The 15,220-nt window shown below is 63.5% G+C and carries 17 protein-coding genes; 8 read left to right on the top strand and 9 right to left on the bottom strand.

The genetic code is table 11. From position 1 onward, the window contains the following. Window positions 1-9 precede the first annotated feature (9 nt). From QMX89_RS00375 to QMX89_RS00360, 4 genes are all read right to left on the bottom strand, one after another. The gene (locus QMX89_RS00375) at window positions 10-1,524 is read right to left on the bottom strand and encodes an amidase (protein WP_282345749.1); all 1,515 of its coding nucleotides are present in this window, start codon (window positions 1,522-1,524) and stop codon (window positions 10-12) included. 128 nt (window positions 1,525-1,652) lie between these two features. Beyond that, the gene (locus QMX89_RS00370) at window positions 1,653-2,522 is read right to left on the bottom strand and encodes a transporter (RefSeq protein WP_282345747.1); all 870 of its coding nucleotides are present in this window, start codon (window positions 2,520-2,522) and stop codon (window positions 1,653-1,655) included. 83 nt (window positions 2,523-2,605) lie between these two features. After that, window positions 2,606-3,661 (bottom strand): phenylacetaldoxime dehydratase family protein, encoded by a 1,056-nt coding sequence (locus tag QMX89_RS00365; RefSeq protein ID WP_049862229.1) that lies wholly within the window; start codon window positions 3,659-3,661, stop codon window positions 2,606-2,608. A gap of 18 nt (window positions 3,662-3,679) precedes the next feature. Further along, the gene (locus QMX89_RS00360) at window positions 3,680-3,847 is read right to left on the bottom strand and encodes a hypothetical protein (RefSeq protein WP_167375950.1); all 168 of its coding nucleotides are present in this window, start codon (window positions 3,845-3,847) and stop codon (window positions 3,680-3,682) included. 321 nt (window positions 3,848-4,168) lie between these two features. Here QMX89_RS00360 and QMX89_RS00355 point away from each other — a divergent pair, with 321 nt between their 5' ends. From QMX89_RS00355 to QMX89_RS00325, 7 genes are all read left to right on the top strand, one after another. Continuing rightward, window positions 4,169-5,101: an AraC family transcriptional regulator gene (locus tag QMX89_RS00355; RefSeq protein WP_282345741.1), complete on the top strand. Its 933-nt coding sequence runs from the start codon at window positions 4,169-4,171 to the stop codon at window positions 5,099-5,101. Window positions 5,102-5,399: 298 nt separating this feature from the next. Further along, window positions 5,400-6,386, top strand: a complete 987-nt coding sequence (locus QMX89_RS00350; RefSeq protein WP_282345739.1) for a DNA polymerase III subunit delta' — start codon at window positions 5,400-5,402, stop codon at window positions 6,384-6,386. Between the two features lie 226 nt (window positions 6,387-6,612). Beyond that, window positions 6,613-6,969 carry a PilZ domain-containing protein gene (locus QMX89_RS00345; RefSeq protein ID WP_043185228.1) on the top strand — a complete coding sequence of 119 codons (357 nt, stop codon included), beginning with the start codon at window positions 6,613-6,615 and terminating at the stop codon, window positions 6,967-6,969. A 13-nt stretch (window positions 6,970-6,982) separates the two neighbouring features. Then, window positions 6,983-7,774 carry a TatD family hydrolase gene (locus tag QMX89_RS00340; protein WP_282345734.1) on the top strand — a complete coding sequence of 264 codons (792 nt, stop codon included), beginning with the start codon at window positions 6,983-6,985 and terminating at the stop codon, window positions 7,772-7,774. A 333-nt stretch (window positions 7,775-8,107) separates the two neighbouring features. Further along, the gene (locus tag QMX89_RS00335; protein ID WP_282345733.1) at window positions 8,108-8,755 is read left to right on the top strand and encodes a TetR/AcrR family transcriptional regulator; all 648 of its coding nucleotides are present in this window, start codon (window positions 8,108-8,110) and stop codon (window positions 8,753-8,755) included. A gap of 89 nt (window positions 8,756-8,844) precedes the next feature. Next, window positions 8,845-9,447 carry a DUF4823 domain-containing protein gene (locus QMX89_RS00330; RefSeq protein ID WP_049862224.1) on the top strand — a complete coding sequence of 201 codons (603 nt, stop codon included), beginning with the start codon at window positions 8,845-8,847 and terminating at the stop codon, window positions 9,445-9,447. 10 nt (window positions 9,448-9,457) lie between these two features. Beyond that, on the top strand, window positions 9,458-10,009 hold the full coding sequence (locus QMX89_RS00325) for a DUF1285 domain-containing protein (protein WP_282345730.1): 552 nt from the start codon (window positions 9,458-9,460) through the stop codon (window positions 10,007-10,009). A gap of 48 nt (window positions 10,010-10,057) precedes the next feature. Here QMX89_RS00325 and QMX89_RS00320 read toward each other — a convergent pair whose 3' ends face one another. From QMX89_RS00320 to QMX89_RS00310, 3 genes are all read right to left on the bottom strand, one after another. Further along, on the bottom strand, window positions 10,058-12,502 hold the full coding sequence (locus tag QMX89_RS00320; RefSeq protein WP_282345728.1) for a penicillin acylase family protein: 2,445 nt from the start codon (window positions 12,500-12,502) through the stop codon (window positions 10,058-10,060). A 196-nt stretch (window positions 12,503-12,698) separates the two neighbouring features. Next, a complete protein-coding gene (locus QMX89_RS00315; protein WP_082223728.1) occupies window positions 12,699-12,902 on the bottom strand; it encodes an SEC-C metal-binding domain-containing protein in 204 nt (67 codons plus the stop codon). 86 nt (window positions 12,903-12,988) lie between these two features. Then, window positions 12,989-13,474 (bottom strand): LEA type 2 family protein, encoded by a 486-nt coding sequence (locus tag QMX89_RS00310; RefSeq protein WP_056843818.1) that lies wholly within the window; start codon window positions 13,472-13,474, stop codon window positions 12,989-12,991. 170 nt (window positions 13,475-13,644) lie between these two features. Here QMX89_RS00310 and QMX89_RS00305 point away from each other — a divergent pair, with 170 nt between their 5' ends. Further along, window positions 13,645-14,187: a hypothetical protein gene (locus tag QMX89_RS00305; RefSeq protein ID WP_282345718.1), complete on the top strand. Its 543-nt coding sequence runs from the start codon at window positions 13,645-13,647 to the stop codon at window positions 14,185-14,187. Here QMX89_RS00305 and QMX89_RS00300 read toward each other — a convergent pair. Beyond that, window positions 14,177-14,653, bottom strand: coding sequence for a YchJ family protein (locus QMX89_RS00300; protein ID WP_056843816.1), 477 nt, complete (start codon window positions 14,651-14,653; stop codon window positions 14,177-14,179). The two genes, QMX89_RS00305 and QMX89_RS00300, sit on opposite strands and share 11 nt — an antisense overlap. Before the next feature lies 1 nt (window position 14,654). After that, the gene (locus QMX89_RS00295) at window positions 14,655-15,152 is read right to left on the bottom strand and encodes a DUF6231 family protein (RefSeq protein ID WP_282345716.1); all 498 of its coding nucleotides are present in this window, start codon (window positions 15,150-15,152) and stop codon (window positions 14,655-14,657) included. Window positions 15,153-15,220: the final 68 nt, after the last annotated feature.

Below are 15,220 nucleotides of genomic sequence, written 5' to 3'. Positions count from 1 at the left end.
GCTGGATCCTCACAGATGTTGCCAGTCGATACTGGCCTCGAAGGCGGCGGCGGCTTGATACAGCGTGCTTTCGCCGTAATGGCGAGCCACCAGCATCATGCCGACTGGCAGCCCCTCGACCTGGCCACAGGGGATCGACATCGCCGGATGGCCGGTGACATCGAATGCCGCAGTGTTGCCGATCATCTCGAACGCGCGCGCCACGTAGTCGGTCAACGAGGCGGTCGCCGAGGGCAGTGGTTGGGCCAGAATCGGCACGGTGGGCATGAGCAGGACGTCGTAGTCACTCAGCGCCTGGTCATAGGCCGCGCGGACGCGGCGGGCCAGGTTCTGTGCCTTGGCGTAGTAGCGACCGTGGTAGCGCTCCAGGCCGTACTGGCCGACGAACATGCACAGCTTGAGGGTCGCCGACAGCGCGTCGGCGTTTTCACGCCACTGGGCGTGCTTGTCCAGCAGTGCGACGTCGTACAGACCTTTCCAGTTAAAGCCCATGCCATTGCCGTGCATCATCTGCGCCGTCAGCCCTTCGCAGCCGATCGGTTGCCAGAGCGCGCCGGCCAGGCCATGTTCGGCTATCGACACTTCGCTGACCTGAGCGCCGAGTTGCTGCAGATGATCGATCGCGAAGCGGACCTTGTCGGCCACCCGCGGATCGAGGTTCGGCAGTTGGAAACCCTCCAGCAGGACGCCGATCCTGAGCCCGCGCACGCCGCGATCCAGCACCTGGGTGTAGGGTTCGACCACCGGGGCATACTGACGCGGATCGAGACCGTCGGCACCGGCGATCACTTCGAGCATCAGCGCGTTGTCGTACACGTTGGCGGTGATGGGCCCTGCGTGGTCGACTGTCGCCTCGATGGGCATGATCCCGGAGTACGGCACCAGGCCATGGGTGGGCTTCATGCCGTAGGTGCCGCAAAACGCTGACGGGATTCGGATCGAGCCGCCCTGATCGCCACCGATGGCCATATCCACCGCCCCTGACGCTACCAGCGCGGCGCTGCCCGAGGAGGATCCTCCGGCGATGTAGTCGTGTCGGCGCGGGTTGTGCACCGGCCCCGGGTCGGAGGTGTGACTCCCGCCGGACAGGCAGAAATGCTCGCAGGTGGCTTTGCCGGTAATGGTCGCGCCTGCATCGAGCAGCCGGCTGACAATGGTGGCATCGAAGGACGGCACGAAGCCTTCCAGGGTGCTGGCACCGTTCATCATCGGTACCCCGGCCAAGGCAATGTTGTCCTTCAGCGCAACGGTACGCCCGGCCAGTTTGCCTTGAGCGGCGCCGCAGACCTCGGTGCGGTAGTACCAGGCGTTGAGCGGGTTGTCGGCCTTGCTGGGGCGCAGGCCTGCGTCACGCGGGTAGCGCACCGGCGGGATTTCGTCGGGCTGGGCATCGATCAGGTCGTAAGCGTCGAAGCTCGGTTGCATCAGGGCCAGATACTCGCTCGCCTGCTCTGTCGTCAGATGCATGTGCAGGCGCTGCGCGAGCGCGTCGAGTTGTTCGGGAGTGGGGCGTTCGATGGCCATGGAGTGTCCTGTTTCGGTACGGCGCACGGGGTGCGCTGGGTCACGGTCGGGTGGAGTCAAGAGTGGCGCGTCCGCCGGTCGATGGCTTGGCTGTGGCGGACAGCGGCTTGGCTGAGACGGTCAGGCCGTCAAAACACATGGGCGTAGCGCAGGTTCACCCGCATGTCTTCGCGCGGGCCGTTTTCCACGGACAGGTCCCTGCCCAGTTGCAGCTGCAGTTGATCGCGGGGGCTGACGAAGGTGGTGGCGCTGAGGCGCAAATACGTGGTGCGGGTTTCATCGTCCTGATGCACGCCGTCGACGCTGTTTTCACCGCCCCAGTTATGGCCGACGCCTACGGCGAAGGCGGTCTGTGGTGTGGGCATGTAGCGACCCATGAGCTGGGCGCTGTAGGACACCTGCTGCTCGCGTCGGACCGAGTCGGCGCCGTAGTCATCGTTGTCGCCGTACCAGATGACGTCGCCCACCATGTCGACGGCCCATTTCTCTCCGAACCGTTTGACATAGGCTGATTGCAGATCGAGTTTCCAGCGATGCTCGCCCAGATTAAGGCCTTCTTCGTTGTCGTATTCGCCAGTGGGTACGTACAGGTAGGGCGTGAAGGCGAGGACGTCGCCGGCGTCGTTGAGCCGGTACTTGAAAGCGGGGGCCAGGATCAGGTCGCCGATGCCACTGCTGTCCCCGAGGGGCGAAGCATCGCCATGGCCGGCGACGCGACCGAAAGGCAAGAGGAACTGCGGGTCGACCGTGAGTCGGTCGGTCAGCGCATACACATGCAGCAGTCGCAGGATGCCGATGTCCGAACGGACATCGAAATCCGAGCTGGCTTTGTGGCCATTGGCATACAGATTGTCGGTGCGGGCGTGTTGGTAATAGAGCAAGCCAATGGTGGCGTTGGTGGGGAACTGGTCGTAATCGCCTGGAGCCACTTCGGCGGCCTGAGCGGTAAGCGAGCAGCACAGTGAGGCGAGCGTGATGGGGTAACGAATCGTGGCCATGGCCGAGCACCTTTTCATGGACAAACGGGGGCCAGCACCCCGCCAGGCGGGATGTGGGCTTGAGCGCAGAGGGTTGCCGCCGGTCAGGCGGGCAGGGGTTGGGCGTCGCGCAGCATGCCGGTCTGGGCATGGCAGTTGATGTACTCGAACAACTGGTTGCGACCGTCGCTGACCGATACTTCGTGGTACAGGCGCAGTTTCGAGAGCCCGCCAATCACCCTGAAGAACGTGGTGAAGATGCGCAGATGGGTCGGGTGCGATTCGGCCCACCGCTCCAGGCGGTCGAGCGAACGCCAATGGCCAATGTCGTAGGCGATGTCCAGCAGATTGCCGTCAAGGTCGACGTTGCGCACGAAACGGTTGCTGTAGCAGCCAAGGGCCTGGCCTTGGTCGCGCAGAAAATCCATGCCGTCCTGGAGCGGTGGGAGCATTTCCTGAAAGTACAGCGCGCGCTCTTCCTCACCGGCCTCGACCCAGTCTTGCCCGGAGCGGATCAGGGTCAGGTTGTCGTGGCCGCGGACCAGTACTCGTCCGCCTTTTGCCGGATCGCCCGAGATGACCTGCAGGGACGCGTCGGGTCGCATCCGGTCGGTTTGCGACACAGGAAATCGGTCTCGCGCAGACCCCCAATAGCCATGCTCCTGAATTTCACCGCTGATGCCGTCCATGACGGCGCCCACGCCGGGCAAGTCATCGGTAAAGGCGTACAAGGTTTCGAATTGCTCGGCGCGCGGTGCCACTACTTCTCGGAAGTAGCCCAGGTGCTCGCTCAGGCGCTCGTCGCTGGCCCACCATGACTCGACCGCAGGGCTGCGCAGCCAGCGACAGTAGGCGGCAGGGTCGGCCCAGTAACCGACCACGATGAAATTGCCATAGCCTTGGTTGTCCTCGTGATAGGTGATGTCGTGATTGCCCGGGGCATCATCGCCAGCGAACTGCGCGACGATCTTTTGCATGGCCTGGACCGCGATGGCGTGGTGGACGGGCAGGAACTGCACGCCCAGATAAGCCATGACCACCTGCTCGAGCTTGGGGTCGGCACGGCCGACGAACATGGGAAACGGCGGCTGGTAGTCGTCGTCCACACGGCGGGACAGCGTGCGTGGGCATTTCAGATGCTTGTCGATTGCAGATTCCATGGGCACTCCTTGAGACGATCAGGCTGAGGTATCGAGGCAGTTGGACGAGGCACGTCCACGTCGGCGAAGCTGGTAGGCCAGGCAACCCAGTTCGATCAGCACCGATACGAACTCTTCCGGCGCCAGATCACGGCCCTTGAGGGCCAGCAGGCATTCGGCAAAGGGGGACGGACGCAGGCTGGGCATGGGGCCTCCAACGGTCACCGTGAGTGGCGACCTCGATGGGGCTCACGTTAAGGCAAGCTTCGCGAGTGCCGCTTGATTCGGGCGGACGTCGGCTTGGTTGAAAAGGACAGTGCGCGATCGAGGGTCCGATGTGCCTCATCGATTGGCAGGGTCGTGGTCGCTGGCGCCATTTCAGCGCACGTCCATACCCGTACTTTCGGCCAGCGGTACGTATCATGCGGCATCACAGGCACTGGCCCGATAGTTGCTGGGCGAACTGCCGAACAGGCCCTCCGGGGCTTCGTGAAGGGGGCGTGAGCCCGTTACCGCGAGATCGATGTCATGAGCCAAGCCGCTTACACCACCCTGGCCGTCGCCGCCCCGCAGCGTTTCGATTACTGGAAGGAAGTGATCTGCCGACACTGCATTCCGGCTTCCAGTAAAGCTCTGGAGGACACGCCGTTCGAGGGCCAATTACGCGTGCAAGGCCTCGGCCCGCTGGATATCTGCTCGCTGAGCGCCGCACTGCATGAGTGGGAGCGCAAGCCCGGCGACCTGCGAACCGGTCCGGATGACGACCTGTGGCTGGGTTTTATCGAGCATGGCCATGGCAAGTTGGAGCAAGGCGGGCGTAACGCGTTGTTGCAGCCCGGCAGCCTGGTGCTTTACGACGCCGCGCAGACTTTTCGTTTCAGCCTGGGAGGTCGCGACAACCATCTCATGCGCATTCCCCGGCACCTGCTCAGCAGCCGCTTACCGCAGGTAGAGCGTTTGACCTCTACCGTCCTCGACGAAGGGCGTCCTGGCGTAGTGCCGCTGCGCGAAATGCTGCGCCAGGCCGCTACCCAGCCTGCGGCCCTGGAGCCGCCGGAGGTGGCCGGACGGTTCTCGCAAACGCTGCTGGATCTGCTGGTGCTGAGTCTGGAGTTGCAGGACAGCAACACCGCCAGTATTGAGCGCGACTTGTATGCCCGTGCCATGAACTACATGTTGCGTCATTTGGCCGAGACAGAATTGAGCGTGGAGCGCATCGCACAAGCCCACCATGTGTCACCACGAACGGTCACCCGTGCTTTTGCCCGCCACCAGAAAACCCCCATGGCGGCGCTCTGGCAGGTGAGGCTGCAACGCAGCCGCGAAGCGATCGAATGCGGCCAGGCCCGTTCCGTGTCGCAGGTGGCACTGGACTATGGCTTTTCCGATTTCTCGCATTTCAGCCATGCCTTCAAGAAAGCGTTCGGGGTTTCGCCCAGTACGTTACTCAAACGACAGTAAGGCGAGCGGCGTTACCTATCTGCCTGTTCTGGCGTCACCATTGGGGACATGCCTGGCCTGCGCGCGCCATTCACCCTGTCCAGACATGGCCCACAAGACCCTATACAATCACCAGGCTTCAGGCTGGCGGGTCTGCCCGTTCCCGCTTTGAAAATGCCCATTTCGCCAGCGATGGGATTATTCTCCTCATTGAAAATTGTAGGCTCGATGACGTTTCCAGTGATTTTGCCCGGCGTTGACGTCTGGTTTGCATTGCTTTCGGGCAAAGGATTGTCGACCGAACTGCGAGGGCACTTGCGTGGCTGAAGCCTACCCCTGGCAAGACGACCTGTGGCACAAGCTCGCCGGACGCACCCAGCATGCCCATGCCTATCTGCTGCACGGGCCGCAGGGTATCGGCAAGCGTGCCCTGGCCGAGCGGCTGATGGCGTTGCTGTTGTGCCAGCGTCCCGCCGCGCAGCAGGCCTGTGGCGCCTGCAAGTCCTGTCTGCTGCTGCACGCCGGCAGCCATCCGGACAACTTCATCCTCGAACCCGAGGAAGCGGACAAGGCGATCAAGGTCGACCAAGTCCGCGAACTGGTGGCGTTCGTGGTGCAGACGGCGCAGATGGGTGGGCGCAAGGTGGTGCTAATCGAGCCCACCGAGGCCATGAACATCAACGCCGCCAATGCCTTGCTGAAGAGTCTCGAAGAGCCTTCGGGCAATACCGTGTTGCTGTTGGTCAGCCATCAGCCCAGCCGCCTGCTGCCCACGGTCAAGAGCCGGTGCGTGCAGCAGGCCTGCCCGCTGCCGAGCCAGGCAGTCAGCCTGCAATGGCTGGCCACGGCGCTGCCGGACGTGGACGAAGGCGCGCGCGCCGATCTGCTGGCCCTGGCTGCCGACTCGCCTCTGGCCGCCGTCAGGTTGCAGGCTGCCGGGATCGTCGAGCAGCGGGCTCTGGTCGTCGATGGGGTGAAGAAGCTGTTGAAAGGGCAGCAGACGCCCAGCCAGTTGGCCGACGCCTGGAGCGGTGTACCGTTGCTGCTGCTGTTCGACTGGTTCTGCGAGTGGTCGAACCTGCTGCTGCGCTATCGCCTGACGGCAGACGAGCAGGGCCTGGGCTTGAGCGACATGCGCAAGGTACTGCAATATCTGGCCGACAAGAGCACTCAGGACAAGGTGCTGGCCATTCAGGACTGGGTGCTGATGCAGCGCCAGAAGGTTCTGGCCAAGGCCAACCTGAATCGGGTATTGCTGATCGAAGCCCTGCTGGTGTCCTGGATGGCCTTGCCGGGGCAGCGGTGATGGGTGCATTGTGATCGCACGCTGCTGCCGCTGGCGGTAGTTTGTCTGAAAGACCGCAGCGATACCGGACGCGGCTTGCACCACTGCTACAGGGGCGGCCAAATGGAGCCTGCATGTGAATGTGTAGCAGCGGCGCAAGCCGCGTCAGGGCGCACGGGATTTTTCCGATACAACGCGGCACTGCCAACCGTGGCCGCAAAAATCGACCACCAGTAAGGGAGCACGAATGAATCAACCCGTCAGTCCCGGACCGCGCAACGGCATTCTGTCCCTGACCATCAAGGACAAGGCCGTTCTGTATGCCGCCTACATGCCGTTCATCAAGAACGGTGGCCTGTTCATCCCCACCAGCAAGAGCTACAAGCTGGGCGATGAGTTGTTCATGCTGCTCAATCTGATGGACGAGCCGGAAAAGATTCCGGTCGCTGGCCGCGTGGCCTGGATCACCCCCAAGGGCGCCCAGGGCAACCGCGCTGCCGGAGTCGGCGTGCAGTTCAACGATGGCGACAACACGGCGCGCAACAAGATCGAAACCTACCTGGCCGGTGCCTTGAAGTCCGACCGTCCCACTCACACGATGTAGTTGTCCTATCCTCATGCTTGTAGATTCCCACTGTCACCTGGATCGCCTCGACCTCGCCGAACACAACGGCTGCCTGGACACCGCGCTCGATGCCGCGCGTGCCTGCGGTGTCGGCCACTTCCTGTGTATCGGCGTGAGCGCCGACAATGCTGCAGCGGTCAAGGCCCTGGCCGGCCGCTACGACGATGTCGATTGCTCGGTCGGCATTCACCCCCTCGACCTGGCACCCGGGCAGCCACCGGCCCTGGACTGGCTGCTGGGCGAGCTCGATGATCCCCGCGTCGTGGCGATCGGCGAAACCGGCCTGGATTACCACTACGAACCCGAGGCCGCAGAGTTGCAGCAGGCATCGTTCCGCCTGCACCTGCAGGCGGCCAACCTGACCGGCAAACCGGTCATCGTGCATACCCGCGGCGCGCGTGCCGACACCCTGGCCCTGTTGCGCGAGGCGCAGTTGCCCCAGGCCGGCGTACTGCACTGCTTCACAGAAGATTGGGACATGGCCAAGGCTGCCCTCGACCTGGGCTTCTACATTTCGCTGTCCGGTATCGTGACGTTCCGCAATGCCGATGCCCTGCGCGAAGTCGCCCGCCAGGTGCCTGCCGATCGCCTGCTGGTCGAGACCGATTCGCCTTACCTGGCGCCCATCCCCTACCGTGGCAAGTCCAACCTGCCGCAGTACGTTCGTGAAGTGGCGCAGTGCATCGCCACGGTCCGGGGCGAGACGTTCGAAAGCCTGGCCGAGCGCACCACCGACAACTTTTGCCGGCTGTTCCCACTGGCACGGGTTCGTCGTCAGGCCTGAACGTTGCGCAGGCAAAAAAAACCCGGGCTCTGGGGGGAGAATCCCGGGTTAAGACCATTAGGAGTCACTACAGGCGCGTGGTCCATCGACGCCTTGCCGACGCGTCATTGGGGGAGATGACGCGACGACTCCTTGAGTATCGTCGAGCGCCGGTCGGGCGCCAGTGCCCATGCGGGTTTTCTTAAACGTATTTGGAATACGTGCAAGGTTGCTCAGCACCGATTTCGGGGTTGTGTGGCATATCCGCCATAAAGCCAGAGATTTCGGATGATCCGTGCATTTTGACCTCATACAGGCATAATGACGGCCTTCGCTTTCGATCCAGTCCTTCCTATGCAAAAAGAACCTCGTAAGGTCCGTGAGTTTCGCCGCCGCGAGCAGGAAATCCTCGACACCGCGCTTGCGCTCTTTCTCGAGCAGGGCGAAGACAGCGTCACGGTCGAGTTGATCGCCGACACCGTCGGTATCGGCAAAGGCACCATCTACAAGCACTTCAAATCCAAGGCCGAGATCTACCTGCGCCTGATGCTCGACTACGAGCGCGATTTGAACGCACTGTTGCATTCGGCCGACATCGATCGCGACAGGGAAGCCTTGTCGCGCGCCTATTTCGAATTCCGCATGCGCGATCCGCAGCGCTACCGACTGTTCGACAGGCTCGAAGAGAAGGTCGTCAAAGGCAATCAGGTGCCCGAGCTTGTCGAGCAGTTGCACACGATTCGCGCGTCCAATTTCGAGCGACTGACCTTCCTCATCGAGGGACGGATCAGCGAAGGCAAGCTGGAGGATGTGCCGCCGTACTTCCACTACTGCGCAGCCTGGGCACTGGTGCACGGCGCCGTGGCGCTGTATCACTCGCCGTTCTGGAGCAATGTGCTGGAAGATCAGGAAGGCTTTTTCCAGTTCCTGATGGACATCGGCGTGCGCATGGGCAACAAGCGCAAGCGAGATCCGGAACTGCCGGGTCCCAAGGAATCCTGAGCCTGGGCACTCCCCAGCTTCGCGAACTGGCGCAGAAGCTGCATCAGCCAGCCAATCGCCGGGATCTTGTCGCCGGCTCTGGAGGATGCATGCGTAACCTGGTCGTGCTGCTGGCGCTTTTGGCGTTGAGCGGTTGCATGAAGGTCAGTGATCTGGGCGAGGGCGCTCGCTACCACTTGAGCGATGCAGGCGTGCTGAACCACAGCGAAACCCGCCGCTTCAATAACCTGCGCGTGCAGCCCGACTCGTTCATCTACATTGCCCAAGGCTCGTTCGTGCCTCCCGGCGGCGCCTACCCCAGGCCCAACGTGGTCGCCGAAGAAGCGTTCGAAGCCTTCGTCGAGTATTTTCCCCTGGTACGCCGTGCCCCGGCACCGCTGGGCCTGGAGCAGGCCATGGGCGAAGCACGCAATGCCGGTGCGCATTACCTGCTCTATGCCCGTTTTGCCCGTGCCGACGATCGCATCGGCAACACGGACGAGTGGGCCGACCAGGAAGCCCTGGATCGACTCGGCGTCGACAGCAGCGTGATCCAGATCATGCTCATCGAAACCAGCACTCACTACCTCATCGATACCGCCACCATCCGCAGCCGTGGCGGACTGCTGACGATGCATGACAACAAACCGGAAGATTTGCTTGGCCCGCCCCTGGAGGACTACGCTCGTAGCCTGTTGGGCGTAAGCCGCTGAGGAGACAGGCATGACGGGCAAGGCCGACGATTTGCTGGCGCACATTCCCACTCGCGAAAAGGGTTTGCCGCCCGTGCACCTGTGGAATCCCGTTTTCTGCGGGCACATCGACATGCGCATTGCCCGCGACGGCACCTGGTTCTACCAGGGCACGCCGATCGGTCGGCCGGCGATGGTCAAGTTGTTCGCGGGCATCCTGCGCCGCGATGGCGACGAGTACGTCCTGGTCACCCCGGTGGAGAAGGTGGGCATCGTCGTCGATGACGCGCCGTTCGTGGCCGTCGACATGCAGGTATCGGGTGAAGGCGAGCAGCAGACGCTGCGCTTCACCAGCAATGTCGAAGACAGTTTCGATGCGGGTGAGGAGCATCCGCTGCGGGTGGACATCGACCCCTGCAGCCAGGAGCCTTCGCCCTACGTACGGGTGCGTACCAACCTGGAAGCGCGCATTCACCGCAACGTGTTCTATCGTCTCGTCGAGTTGGCGGTGGTGCGTGATGGTTGGCTGGGGGTGTGGAGCGGTGGGGTGTTCTTCCCCATAGCCCAGGATCCAGGGCAATGATCAGCCCCCCGCCCGAGTGGCGGGGGACCGTCATGGCCGTTGAGGCGGTTACTTCTGCGGCGTCAGCGTCAGTCGCTTGATGCCATAGGCCTTCTCGAAGTTCTGCGGCTGCATCGGAAAGCTGACGTACTGATTCTTGAGCCAGGCATCGATGCCATCGGCGTAGTTGGCACTGGCCGGATTGCCGGATTGCCCGCTGCTGTTGAGGCCGATCATGGGTTCGGTCTGGGCGAAGTCGACGACGATGCGCAGGGCCGGTATCGACGCGGTGTCGAAGCTGTCGCCCCACCGGTAGGCCGCGGCATTGAGCGTGGTGTGATCCCCGCCAGTGGCCACCGGGCCGCGTACCGTCTGGCCAGCGACGTCCGTCCAGCTGGTGCGGTGCAGGCGGCCCCACTGCCATTTGCTGCGGTCGGCGCCCAGTTGTGTCTCGCCAGCCGTGACCGCCGCAGCCAGGCTGCGAGCCAGGATGGCAGGCTTGTCTTCCTTCTGAGGCGTGGTCACGTCGTCCCAGAACGGGCTGTCGTCGCGCCCCAGCAGATGATCGGCCTGGGCCGAGTAGGAAGCCATGCCCTGAGCGACGAAGGCCTTCCAGGCGGCACTGTCGATCGGCCCCAGTTCGTCGAGGAAGGTGCGCTGCATGCTTTGTTGCAGAAACAGCTCGTACAACGCGGCGTCGGCGGATTGCGCGCTCAGCCGGCCATCGAAGGCCATCAGCCGGGTGTAGGCCTCCCGGGCCTTGGTGCGATCGACGTCGGGCAGGGCGTCGACGGCGCTCTTAAGCGGTTGTGCCATGCCAGGTGCGAGAAACATCTTCTTCAGTTTGGCGGCGAACGGGGTGGTCTGGTCGGACTGCATGGCGATCATGCTGCGGGTGTCGTGCTTGCCGGCGCCGGCCAGTTCGGCCAGGCGTTCGCTGCGCTCAGGGTAGTACCAGCCGTTGGACAGCTGAATACCGTAACCCGGCGGGACGATGCGCTGGTTGGCGGTCCCCAGCCAGCCCTGCGGCGGGTCTTGGTCGTAGGGATGCAGCATCGGGTCGGCCAGGCCGTCCCAGTCATACCGGCCATCCCAGCCAGGGGAGGGCAGCATGCCCTTGCCCTCGAGGCGATTGGGGAAACGGCCGGTGACTTGCCAGCCGATGCTGTTGGCGTCGGCGAACAGCAGGTTGGTAGCCACCGCGCGGATCTGCCGGCTGGCATCCGAGGCCTTCTCGACATTGCTGGCGCGCGACAGATCGAACAGGGCGTCCAGGCTCTTGTCTTCGGTCAGGTCCGGCAGCTGCAAGGCCAAGCCATAGCCACCGCTGGCCGATAGGCCGGCGAGGTCGTTGAGCAGGGCACCATGTCCGGTTTCGTACACGGCTTCGCGCAGTGGCCGCTGCCCCTTGGCCAGGAAGGTTTCCTGACGTACCCGCGCCGGTTGCCATTTGCCGTTGGACTGATACAGCACGCGGCCGCCTTCGCTTTTGACCTTTTCAACAAATAGATCCTGGTTGTCGCCCATCACGGCCGACATGCCCCAGGCCACTTGACCATTGAAGCCGGCGAGCACGCCCGGCAGACCGGCCAGGGCGACGCCCGCGGCCTGATAACGCGGTGCCCGCAGCTGGACGAAGCTCCAGGCGGAGGGTACCGTAGTGGCGGCATGTAGATCGTTGGCGAACAGGCTTTTTCCGGACCGCGCGCGTTGCGGGGCGATGGCCCAGTTGCTGGAGCTGGCCGTGCCGAGCCGCTCGAGTTCATGGTTCAAAGTGCCGAGCCCCGCCACATGGGTCAGCGAGTTGCCCAGAGACACACCCTTGAGTTTCTCGGCCTCGGTGAACGGCAGGCTCTCGTCCGGATAGACCGGCAGCAGCCAGGCCAGTTTGTCGGTGCCCACTTTCTGCGCCAGTGCCAGCGAGCCCAGCTCTTCCTGCAGGTTGAGCGACTGGCTGAACGACCACAGGGCGAACATCAGCGCCGAGTCTTCGGCCTTCCAGTATTCGGGGGTGTAGCCACTGAGCTGCGCCGGCAGCTTGCCGCGATAGCGGAACAGGTAGGCGTTCACGCCCCGCGCGTACACATCGAAGAAGCGCTTGAGCCGCGGTGATGCAGCGGCGTACAGCTGGTCGGCGTTCTTCTTCAGATTGATCCTGCGCAGCAGGCGGTCAGTGTCCAGCGCATCGGCACCGTCCAGCTCGGCCAGGCGCCCTTGAGCCAGCAGCCGCATGCGTACCATCTGGGTGATACGGTCGCTGGCGGCGACATACCCCTGAGCAAACAGGGCATCGTGGAAGGTGTTGCTCTCGATCAGCGGCATCCCCAGGCCGTTGCGCCGCACCGAGACGTTCTGCGCCAGACCCTTGAGCGGCTGTACGCCCACGCTGGGCGGCAGGCTTTGTTCGGCAGAGCCGCCCAGCCATTGTTGACAGCCAGTCAGGCTGAGCATGCCTGTCACCACGGCGGCGCAGCCGAACTTGGGCATGAAGAAAGAACGGGCGGGCGAGGCCATGGCGAAGCTCCTGCGGGGGCTGGCGTAAAAGGCGCTACGTTAGAGAGGGAGAAGGAAGCGCGCAAGCGTCTGGCGGGGGTTATTTTTGCCTGGGTCGAGCCGCTTGCGGACAGTATGCGCCGCGGTCAGCCTCGGGCTAGGCTTCGAGTTACAGAGGGGACTGCCAGAGCGCAGCCCCTTCACGCAGAGGCTCGGCTTAGGCGCCGTGGCACTTCTTGAATTTCTTGTCGCTGCCGCACGGGCATGGATCGTTGCGGCCGACGTCCTTGAGGGCATTGCGCACCGGTTCCTGTGGGGCATGATTGCAGTGCGGGCCATGCACGTGACCGTGGTCGTGCTCATGGTGATGGTCGTGATCGTGGTTGCAGTCAGGACCGTGCACGTGAGGTTGCTGGGACATCGGGGGAGCTCCGTGATTGAAATTGGCCGGAATTATCTCACCCTGGGTCTGGAATAGAAGGGCTGCGCCAATAATCTTTGCGATGGTCAGTGGCCGGGCAGGCCGCGGGCGTTGATTTCACCGGTGTGATTCAACACCACATCGTGACCGAACAGCACCCCGGTACGCAGTTCACCGCGAAGCTCGTAGCGGATCGGTCGATCCGGATGCTTGAGCAGCTTCGACAACTCGCGCACGTGTTGCCAGAGGTTGGTACGTACCGGCACTTCATAGTATTCGCCGCTTCTGCCGGCCACGCTGAACCAGTCGCTGGTCTCGCCCTCGCTGAGCAGCATGTCTTCCAGGCGCACGCTGTAGCTCATGCCACGTACGGGCAGGCTACGGCGGTTCGGATTGTCGATGCGAAACCGGAGAATGAAGCGCTGCTGCAGCAGGTTGGCCTTGACCACTTCGACCTTGACCAGGTGCACCTGGGGGTCCTCGTAGTTGCCGGTGAACCAGGTCGCGCATCCCGTGAGCGCCAGCACTGAGAGCAAGCCGATGCTGCGCAGAACGAGAGTGCAAGCGGACATGGCGCGGACCTCTGGATTTGCCCTGAGTCTAACAAGGCCCGTGCGCATGACAAGGGCGAGCTTGTTGCGCCGAAACATCGTGGTCCATAATCACCGTCACGGTGCAGGCCCTTCGGCATCTAGCTGCCCATCCCCACTGCCGGCAACGGTGTCACGCCAGGAGAGTTGCCATGAGCTTGTACGAGATCGTTTTCAGCGGTGAATGCGTGCCTGGCGCGTCGCTGGATCAGGTCAAGAGCAACCTGGCGACCCTGTTCAAGGCCGATGCCCAGCGTATCGAGCTGCTGTTTTCGGGGCGCCGACTGGTGCTCAAGAACAACCTCGATGCCCAGGCGGCGGAAAAGTACCGCGCAGCCCTGGCGCGCGCAGGCGCGGTAGCGAGCATCGACGAGATGGCTCAGGAGATCGAGGAAATCATCATGACCGCGCCCGCCGCGGCAGGTGACTTCGGCCAGAAACCCATGGCCGTGGCACGCCGCGCCGAGGTCGTGCCGCGCGATGCCTACATGGCGGCGTTCGTGGCCGTCGACGCCCCCGATTTCGCCATCGCCGAGGTGGGCGCCGATCTGCAGGAGGAAAAGCCCGCAGTACGTGCGCCGAACCTCAACCTGCAGCAGTTCAGCCTGGCGCCCGCAGGCAGCGACATGGGGCAGTTGCGGCACGAGGAAAACATTCAGGTGCCGGACATTTCCCATCTCAGGGTCATTGGCTGATGTAGCTGGCGCAGCACTTCTTGAACTTCTGCCCGCTCGCGCAGGGGCAGCTGTCGTTGCGGCTGGCCTTGAGCGGCACGGTCGGGTCGATGAAGTACCAGCGGCCGTCGTGCTGCACGAAGGCGGAGCGCTCGCGGTGGCAGTGTTCGCCAGCGCTGTCGTGCCAGCGGGCGCTGAAGGTCACGAAGGCATGTTCGGGTTGGCCGCCGAAAACTTCCGCCGCGACGACTTCCAGGCCTAGCCAAGTACTCTGCGAACTCCACTGGGCAATGGCCTGGCGGTCGAGACCGGCCTGCTGGGCGTGCAGGGTGGTGGCCACCAGATAATCGACCAGGCCCAGCACGTAGGCGCTGTAGCGCGAGCGCATCAGGCTCTGCGCATCGGGGGCCGGCTGGCCTTCGTGATAGCGGCCGCAACAGGCCGGCAGCAGATTGCCACTTGCGCACGGACAGATCGAAACGCTCATATCACCACCAATACTTGCCGAAGTTTTCCGGGTTGGCCCAGAACTTGGCGTTGAGCCAATCCGGGACTTGTTTGTATTCGCGCACATCATAGGTGTACAGCGTGAGCACCTGCTGGTCACGGGCAAAACGCTCGCTGGCCTGCAGGGCCAGGGCGTAGAAGTCGGTGTCGTTCCACCCGCTGGCGACCGGGTCGGCCAGTACGGCAATGCAGCTCGCATTGAGGTTGCGGATGCCGGCCAGCAGGCGCGTCCCTTCGGTCTTGCTCAGGTGTTCCAGGCAATCCAGCGCCAGCGCAAGGTCGAAGCGCTGTCCGGCCAGATGCGCGGGCAGGGGGCCGGGTGCCGCTCTGGAGATCTGGGTTTCGGGGTGCGCCGCCTCGAACGCCGCCAGGGCGGGGAAGTCGCTGGCGCCGATCAGCAGCAGGCGCTGGGGCGCATGGCGTTCGAGCAGGGCCGCCAGGGCCTGTTGCGGGGTGCGGGCAGAAAATGCGTCGGTCATTGCTACTCCTCGGTCTTGGCCGTCACATTATAGGGCCTCGGCCTGATGGCCCAGCACTGATTGAGCCG

The organism is Pseudomonas sp. PS01301, assembly GCF_029960215.1.
GTDB classification, from domain to species: domain Bacteria; phylum Pseudomonadota; class Gammaproteobacteria; order Pseudomonadales; family Pseudomonadaceae; genus Aquipseudomonas; species Aquipseudomonas coleopterorum.
The sequence above is the reverse complement of the archived record's forward strand: the minus strand, read 5'-3'. Positions and strand labels throughout refer to the sequence as shown.